Raw genomic sequence first — 7,073 nt, forward strand, 5'->3', positions numbered from 1 at the left:
CGTGGTACTCGCGCCAGACCGAAAAAAGAGGCCCTGAGCTGCCCGCAGGCAGGGGTTCCAGGCAAAAGGGCTGGTGCAAGAGCGATGCCAATGAAAATTGGTTCGGTTGATTTTGAGCGACAAGATGACCAGCGACTGGCGACGATCAAGCCTGGCGGGCCAATGTTCAAAGGTCCGCCTGACTGGTACGCGACGTGCTGAGAGGATTGGTTCGCCGGTGGGTGAACCAATTTTTCAACTGGTACGGATTTGTTGCATGAATGCGTGCAGGGTGCGCCAAAGTGCGCCGCTAGGGGGGCGACCGAAGTGTTGCATTGGCCGGCGCGGCTTGCCACTCCAAGGCCAGATCGAGCAGTGCGGCCCCCAGCGCCTTGCCGTGGGCATCGAGCGCCAGTGACCGTGTGACTCCGCCACGCAGGATGCCGGGCAGGACGAAGTTGAGCGCACCTACACGCGGCAGTTCGTAGCGCCTTACGGGGTGGCCATTCAGGTCCAGCAGTTCGGCAAAGTGTTCAGTGACCCGCTCCACCGTCAGCAGCTCAGCCAGACGTGGATAATCGTCGATGTGAAAGGCAACGATGGAGATATTCGAGACGTCACCCTTGTCACCGGTACGTGTGTGCGCGATGTCCCGCAGTTTGGTGGTGTTCATGTCAGGTCCTCCAGGTGTACGTGCAGGTTGACGTGGTCTCTCGGCACAAACAGTGACGCCACCGCGACCACTTGGCGGACTGACTTGCTCGCACCGCCGCCGCCGTAGGGGCCGTTGGTGTAAAGGGTTTCTACTTCATTGCCAACGCGTACCGCATCGCTTTTGTCCACGCAACGCGCGGCGACCCGAAGGCGTACCTCCCAGGGCTCGCCCTCGGCTCGCGCTCCAAGGTGACTTCCATGCAAGGCGTTAACGCCGATCAGCTCGGCTCGAATGTCCTCACATTCCACGCCTGTCAGGGCCAGACGTTTGAGCACGATGTCCTTCGCCAACTGTCCGCGAGCCAGCGCGCCGGGGCCGCCGTAGGACATTTGTCCTTCGCCGATCCAGCCATCGAGAAAACCCACTGACACCTTCAGCGTCTCGGGACGTGCGCGTCCGTTCGCCCCCTGAACGCGTACTTCGTCTCTCGCGATGGAATCGAAGGCCGCATGGGTGAAATCTGCGCTGACATCGGGCGTCAGGTAGGCGGCAGGGTCATGCACTTCGTACAGCATCTGCTCGGTGCAGGTGGCGGTATCAATGCGGCCACCGGAACCCGCCACTTTGCTGATAACGGCGTTGCCTGCCGCATCTATCTCGGCCAGCGGGAAGCCCAGGCGGTCGAGGTCCGGGACGTCTTTAAAACCGGGATCCGCGAAATAGCCGCCGCTGACCTGGCCGGCGCATTCGAGCAAATGCCCGACCAGGGTCCCGCGGCCCAGCAATGCCCAGTCGTCCTCAGCCCAGCCGAACTCGAACATTTGCGCTGCGAGAAACAGTGACGGATCGGCGACCCTACCGGTAACGATCACGTCAGCATCGACGCACAAGGCCTGGATGATTCCTTCCGCGCCCAGATAGGCATTGGCCGAGATGAGTCTGTCGCCGATGGATCGCAGAGACTTGCCGTTGTCGAGGGTTTGATCGGGCTGTTGCAGCAGGGCTGCGAGCACGTCATCGCCTGTCAGCGCTGCGACTTTCAAGCCGGTCAGACCAAGCTCTTTCGCTATCCGGCGTATTTCGCTTGCGGCGCCAAGCGGATTTGCAGCCCCCATGTTGGTGATGATTCGCAAGCGGCGGCGTGTACCGTCAACGCCTTTGCCCACAAAAGGCAAGACCCGGCGCATGCGCTCGCTCAGCAATGGATCGTAGCCTGCTGATGGGTTTGCCAGACGCGACTGTTGTGCGAGCGCAATGGTACGTTCTGCGAGGCATTCAAATACCAGGTAATCCAGTTCTCCATGCTCGGCCAGCTCGATCGCTGGCTCGATGCGGTCGCCGGAATAACCGGCCCCTGAACCAATCCGTATGGTTTTCATTCAGAAAACTCCTATGACCATAGCGGTCAGGGTCATGATGACCGAGGCCGCAAACAGGAAAGGGATAGTGAAGCGCTGATGGTCGGCCAGTTCGATCTTGCACAGCCCGACCAGCAGAAAGGTTGCGGGCGTCAACGGGCTGACCGGGAACCCGGTGGTATGCACGCCAAGCAGCGACGCTTGCGCGACCTGCATCGGGTCGACGCCGAGCGCTTTGCCGACCTCGGCGACCACCGGCATGATGCCGAAGTAGAAGGAGTCCGGATCGAAAAGCAGGCTCAGGGGCATGGATATAAAGCCTACGACGACCGGGATCAGCTTGCCGTGCCCGGCCGGGATCTGGCCCACGGCCACTTCGGCCATGGCCTTCAGCATCCCGGTGCCTTGCATGATGCCTGTGAACACCCCGGCAGCCAGCAGAATACTGGCCATGGTCAGGGCTGTTTTGGCGTGTGCGTCGATACGCGCCCGTTGTGCGTCCACGGCAGGGTAGTTGATGCACAAGGCAATCACGGTGCCGAGCATGAACATCACCACCGGATCGACAACCCCCGCGATCATCACGCCCATCACCACCAGCGTCAGCAGCAGGTTGACCCAGAACAACCGAGGCTTGCGCAGTTCACGCTCGGCATCGCTGAGCACGCGTTGGTGGGGTTTTACATCAAGATTGTCGGGGCCCAGACCGAGGCGTCGCTCTTCGCGCCGTCCCAGGAAAAACGCGCAGGTGAAGACGAAGATCAGTCCGACGATCTGCACCGGAATGAGCGGCTGAAACAGATCCGAAACCGGCACGTGAAGGGCGGCGGAAGAGCGCAACACCGGGCCCGTCCAGGGCAGGAAGTTGACCCCCGCAGCCATCGCCGTCACGCACGCCAGTATGCGTTTATCCATGCCAAGGCGCGTGTACAACGGTAGCATGGCGGGAATGGTCACGAGAAAGGTTACCGCGCCGGAGCCGTCCAGATGTACCAACAGCGCCAGCAGTGCGGTCCCCATGACGATGCGCGTTGGCCGCGTACCGACCCGTTTGAGGATGCGATCGATGATCGGATCGAGCATGCCGGCATCCGTCATGATGCCGAAGAAGAGGATGGCGAATACAAACATCCCGACTACGGGCGCAACGTTCTTGATGCCTGTGATGATGAAGCCACTGGTTTGCAGACCAAAACCAGCGAGGAGGGCGGCAATGATCGGCAGGGCGATCAAGGCAACCAGGGGTGATATGCGTTTGCTCATAATGCTGACGAGCATGGCAAGGATGGTTATCACACCAACTGTGGCGAGCATAGGCTGATCCTCTTTGGCATCCCTGTGCGCGGCAGCGACGAGACACCCTATTGTTGTTTTGCAAGAGTAATAGCAACGACGCTATGCTCTGTGAATTGAAATATTCAGTGGGTCATGTTCGGAAAAACAAAATGAAGAATTCGATCCAGCACATCCGCGCCTTCCTGTCAGTCGCTCAGACCGGCAGTTTTTCCAAGGCTGCAGCCGCTCTCAACTTGTCGCCGTCTGCACTGACCGTGCAAATCCAGCAACTGGAGGATTGGCTGGGCGTTGCCTTGCTGGAACGAAGCCCACGCCATGTCTGCCTGACCGGCGCCGGGCAAAATGCGCTGTTGCCCATGGAGAAACTGCTGCTGGATCTGGACAACATCGTTAACGCCGCGCGGGATATCGCAGCCTCACGACGCGGCTTGATCAGCATCGCCGCCTTGCCATCGCTGTGTTCCGGCGTACTGCCTGCAGTGTTGAAGACGTTTCGCGAGCGGTTTCCCGGTGTCGAGGTCAGGCTGCGAGATGTCGTCGCGCAGCGAATCGACGCGCTTGTACTAGAGCGCGAGGTGGATTTCGGATTAGGCGTGCAGGCTAGGCCCACCCATGGGCTGGAGTTCAACGCCATCCTGGAAGACCGGTTGTGCCTGTTCGCTCCAAAAGACCATCCCTTGGCGAATCGCCGCGCAGTGAGACTGAACGAGATAGCTGGTTTCCCGATCGTTCTTACCGGCAGGGAAAGCAGCGTTCGCGATCTGGTCGAGCGAGTGTTTGCTGACGAGCAACTGCCTTTATCTGCGGGTCTGGAAGCCAATTACATGTCTACCGTGCTTGCTTTGGTCAGACAGGGGCAGGGCATTACGCTTCTTCCGGAGTCAGCGGACGATGGGCGGGGAGACCTGAGTAAAGTGCCAGTCGATCATCCGGGTGTTGTTCGGCAGATTGGGCTTATTACCCGTACGGAGCAAACAATGGCTCCAGCCGTTGTCGAATTTGTTCGGTTGCTGGAGGATCTGCGTACGCTCGGCCGACACAGCTGTTGACTTGCTATGGGTACAATCACGCAGACAACTGCTTCGAATTCTCCAGCTCACTTGAAATGAAGACCCCATGCAACTCATTACCGAAATCATTCATCCCGAACTGAAGTCCACACAGGGCAGAATATTCCGACGCCATGCGGCACGCGGCATCGTATTGCGGGATGAAAAAATACTTTTACTGTTCACTGAGCGCTATAACGACTTCAGTTTCCCCGGAGGCGGCCTGGATGCCGACGAGGACGTTGTTACTGGTCTGAAGCGTGAACTTGAAGAAGAGACGGGTGCTCGTGAAATTCAGGTGCTCCAGCATTATGGTTACATCGAAGAATACCGGCCCTATTGGAAGCCCCAGTATGATCTGATGCACATGACTTCGCATTTTTACCTGTGCGAAGTCGCGCTCCAGTTAGAGCCTGTGAGGATGGAAAGCCATGAAATAGCCAATGGCATGCGGCCCGTCTGGATCAGCGTAACTGAAGCCATTGCCCACAATGAGGCTGTTATGCAGCGCCAGGAATCTTCGATGGGGCAGTCCATACAGCGTGAGACCTTTATGCTGAGAAAAGTCGCCTCAGAGTTGATCGTCAACCGGTGAGCGTTTTATGTCTGGGTAAAGTGCAAGAGGGGCGCTTGTTGGTGTCGATGGATAACTCAACTAAATGACTGTTTAGTTGAGTTATCCATCTCAGGGGTTTTAAGGCTGGGCGAGGGCGGTTGGTCGGCAGCTCGACCTGATGTTTAATCATCTGCTAAAAAGAGACCCGACCGGTAATGCATTTTTGAACCTCCCCACCAACCCAGATGCGCTCGCCAATTTGTTCCACCTGAATTCGTCCGTGACGCCCCAAAGCCGTACCTTGGCTGACGGTATATCGTTTTTTCATTAGTCCGGCTGGTATTAGCCATTGGGCAAGGCTGGCATTAAGGCTACCAGTAACAGGGTCTTCGGCAGACCTGTCACTAATGAAGGCTCGAACTTCAATATCAGCTCCTGCATCTCGCCCGATCCAAGGCGCAAAGGCGCCTACGTTTAACCCGTTCAGTGCTGCATAGTCTGGATGTATTGCCAACAACTCTTCACGTGAGCGCAGCATTACCACAACCCAACCCGGACCGTTGTCTGCCCATTGGCTCGCAATAATACGGTCAGGTGCAACACCCAATCCATCGATGATGCGGTGCAAAACATCGTCTTCAACCGCACCTCCACGCAGCAATGGTGGTGCCGCGAAAGCCAGGCGAGTGCCGTCGCGGCGGATGTTAACTAAGCCTGCACCACACTCCTGAACGACTTCTTTACTTTGCGAAAAACCATTATCCCCCAGCCACACGTAACAGCTGCCTAAGGTAGGGTGGCCAGCGAAGGGAAGTTCACGCATTGGAGTAAAGATACGTACACGATAATCCGCATCAGGATGGGTAGGACGCATGAGAAATGTAGTCTCGCTGAGGTTTGTCCAACGTGCGAACGCGGCCATTTGCTCGGTGGTCAGATCATCAGCGTCGCATACGACTGCCAGGGCATTGCCTTCCAATGGCTTACTGGCGAATACATCAACCTGGTGAAAACTCAGTGTATTGGGCATAAAGCTCTCGTCGGTTGGTTTGCGTGGGAACGGTAACCCTAAATACATCGCAGGATACTGTCCACATAGACGCGAGTTTGCCGCCTTGCGAATACTCGGCGAAGAGCCGGTTCTTGCGTTCAGGAGCCCATGGTTGGATCTGGTTCTCGACCCCAGCGCGCTCTTGAGTGTTTTCAGGCTCGTGATAGATCAACGTGCAGTACGTTCGAGCTTCTGCTTTATCGCGGTCGCCACTGGGACTGTTTGCAAGGACCGGAAGCTGCGATTCAATCGCCGCGATGAAGTGTTTGCATGGCTTCTGAAATGCGGTGGGACTGAGCCAGGCTGCGCAACATCTTGTTACGCATAATGTGTGGACGTTATGGTACTTGCGGCCAGCGGCCAGAATCGTGCACCGGGATCATTGCGAAGCCCCGGTGTTCGATTTACCCATAACGTCAATTATGCGTGGCCACCTCCGGCCTAGAACGCGTGCAAAGCCCTCTCAGACACCGCAAAACCCACCTCGCGCCTGATTACCATGCTTTACCGCAACGGACCCATAACGCACAGCACAGACGGTTTTCGGGTCCCGTAGGCAATTTCCTTGCAGCACCTCGGGGCTTCAGGGGCGAGCCCCTGTTCGTAGCGAAGGCGGAGACTTCTCTCTGACACACCTTTCTGTTTTCCGTCTTGCTCCTTTCTCAACCTCACACTTCATCTGTGCCTGGTGTTCAGCAGCTGGACGAAGTCCGTTGCGCAGGTGTCGTCGACGGTCCGTCGAGGGGCTCCGCGGCCCTAGGATTCCATCCTAGCGAGCGACGGGATTCCCCTGGGAATCCTTGCTTTTGATTTTTAGTAGTTTTAGTACCGGGCTGTTCTTTTCAAAGCAGCTGCCGCTGTACTGCGTTTTGCCGTGCGGTCTATCGAAAAACTCCTGCAGTGCTTTCCTGCACTCTGCCTCGGTGCTGTATGGCTTCATAACGCTTGCTGTGCTTGATCCTGCTATCGCTATCGCCAGTATCCAGTTCATCTCGCCTCCTGCGATTTTGGTTCAGCCGGGTGGGGGTGCTGTTACACCCCCACTTTACCGTGGTATCCCACGGTCTACCGGTCACTCAGAAGATCGGAAGAGCGTCGTGTAGGGAAAGAGTGTAGAGGTCGGTGGTCG

General features: G+C 57.3%; 7 protein-coding genes. 2 read left to right on the top strand and 5 right to left on the bottom strand.

Annotated features, from left to right (window positions below):
- Positions 1-289: 289 nt before the first annotated feature.
- Genes P406_RS26060 through P406_RS26070 form a run of 3 tightly spaced genes read right to left on the bottom strand, consistent with a single transcriptional unit; the run spans position 290 to position 3,306 of the window.
- Positions 290-652: an AtuA-related protein gene (locus tag P406_RS26060; protein WP_003410564.1), complete on the bottom strand. Its 363-nt coding sequence runs from the start codon at positions 650-652 to the stop codon at positions 290-292.
- Positions 649-2,013, bottom strand: a complete 1,365-nt coding sequence (locus tag P406_RS26065) for an acyclic terpene utilization AtuA family protein (protein WP_046237776.1) — start codon at positions 2,011-2,013, stop codon at positions 649-651. The genes P406_RS26060 and P406_RS26065 overlap by 4 nt, the downstream gene beginning before the upstream one ends.
- On the bottom strand, positions 2,014-3,306 hold the full coding sequence (locus P406_RS26070) for a CitMHS family transporter (RefSeq protein WP_046237777.1): 1,293 nt from the start codon (positions 3,304-3,306) through the stop codon (positions 2,014-2,016).
- Positions 3,307-3,437: 131 nt separating this feature from the next.
- Here P406_RS26070 and P406_RS26075 point away from each other — a divergent pair, with 131 nt between their 5' ends.
- Positions 3,438-4,337, top strand: a complete 900-nt coding sequence (locus tag P406_RS26075; RefSeq protein WP_046237778.1) for a LysR family transcriptional regulator — start codon at positions 3,438-3,440, stop codon at positions 4,335-4,337.
- A 67-nt stretch (positions 4,338-4,404) separates the two neighbouring features.
- Positions 4,405-4,932, top strand: a complete 528-nt coding sequence (locus P406_RS26080; protein WP_046237779.1) for an NUDIX hydrolase — start codon at positions 4,405-4,407, stop codon at positions 4,930-4,932.
- Between the two features lie 154 nt (positions 4,933-5,086).
- Here the strand turns inward: P406_RS26080 and P406_RS26085 are convergent, their stop codons facing one another.
- Both P406_RS26085 and P406_RS26090 read right to left on the bottom strand, forming a co-directional pair.
- The gene (locus tag P406_RS26085; protein WP_046237783.1) at positions 5,087-5,923 is read right to left on the bottom strand and encodes a PhzF family phenazine biosynthesis protein; all 837 of its coding nucleotides are present in this window, start codon (positions 5,921-5,923) and stop codon (positions 5,087-5,089) included.
- A 790-nt stretch (positions 5,924-6,713) separates the two neighbouring features.
- Positions 6,714-6,935 carry a hypothetical protein gene (locus tag P406_RS26090; protein WP_046237780.1) on the bottom strand — a complete coding sequence of 74 codons (222 nt, stop codon included), beginning with the start codon at positions 6,933-6,935 and terminating at the stop codon, positions 6,714-6,716.
- Between the last annotated feature and the right edge of the window lie 138 nt (positions 6,936-7,073).

Origin of the sequence: Pseudomonas syringae pv. coryli str. NCPPB 4273, assembly GCF_000972175.1 — a bacterium.
Taxonomy (GTDB): domain Bacteria; phylum Pseudomonadota; class Gammaproteobacteria; order Pseudomonadales; family Pseudomonadaceae; genus Aquipseudomonas; species Aquipseudomonas syringae.

Bases quoted from the DNA above. Each gene is read 5' to 3' on its own strand.
- P406_RS26060 (WP_003410564.1), bottom strand. From the start codon at position 652: ATGAACACCACCAAACTGCGGGACATCGCGCACACACGTACCGGTGAC.
- P406_RS26065 (WP_046237776.1), bottom strand. From the start codon at position 2,013: ATGAAAACCATACGGATTGGTTCAGGGGCCGGTTATTCCGGCGACCGC.
- P406_RS26070 (WP_046237777.1), bottom strand. From the start codon at position 3,306: ATGCTCGCCACAGTTGGTGTGATAACCATCCTTGCCATGCTCGTCAGC.
- P406_RS26075 (WP_046237778.1), top strand. From the start codon at position 3,438: ATGAAGAATTCGATCCAGCACATCCGCGCCTTCCTGTCAGTCGCTCAG.
- P406_RS26080 (WP_046237779.1), top strand. From the start codon at position 4,405: ATGCAACTCATTACCGAAATCATTCATCCCGAACTGAAGTCCACACAG.
- P406_RS26085 (WP_046237783.1), bottom strand. From the start codon at position 5,923: ATGCCCAATACACTGAGTTTTCACCAGGTTGATGTATTCGCCAGTAAG.
- P406_RS26090 (WP_046237780.1), bottom strand. From the start codon at position 6,935: ATGAACTGGATACTGGCGATAGCGATAGCAGGATCAAGCACAGCAAGC.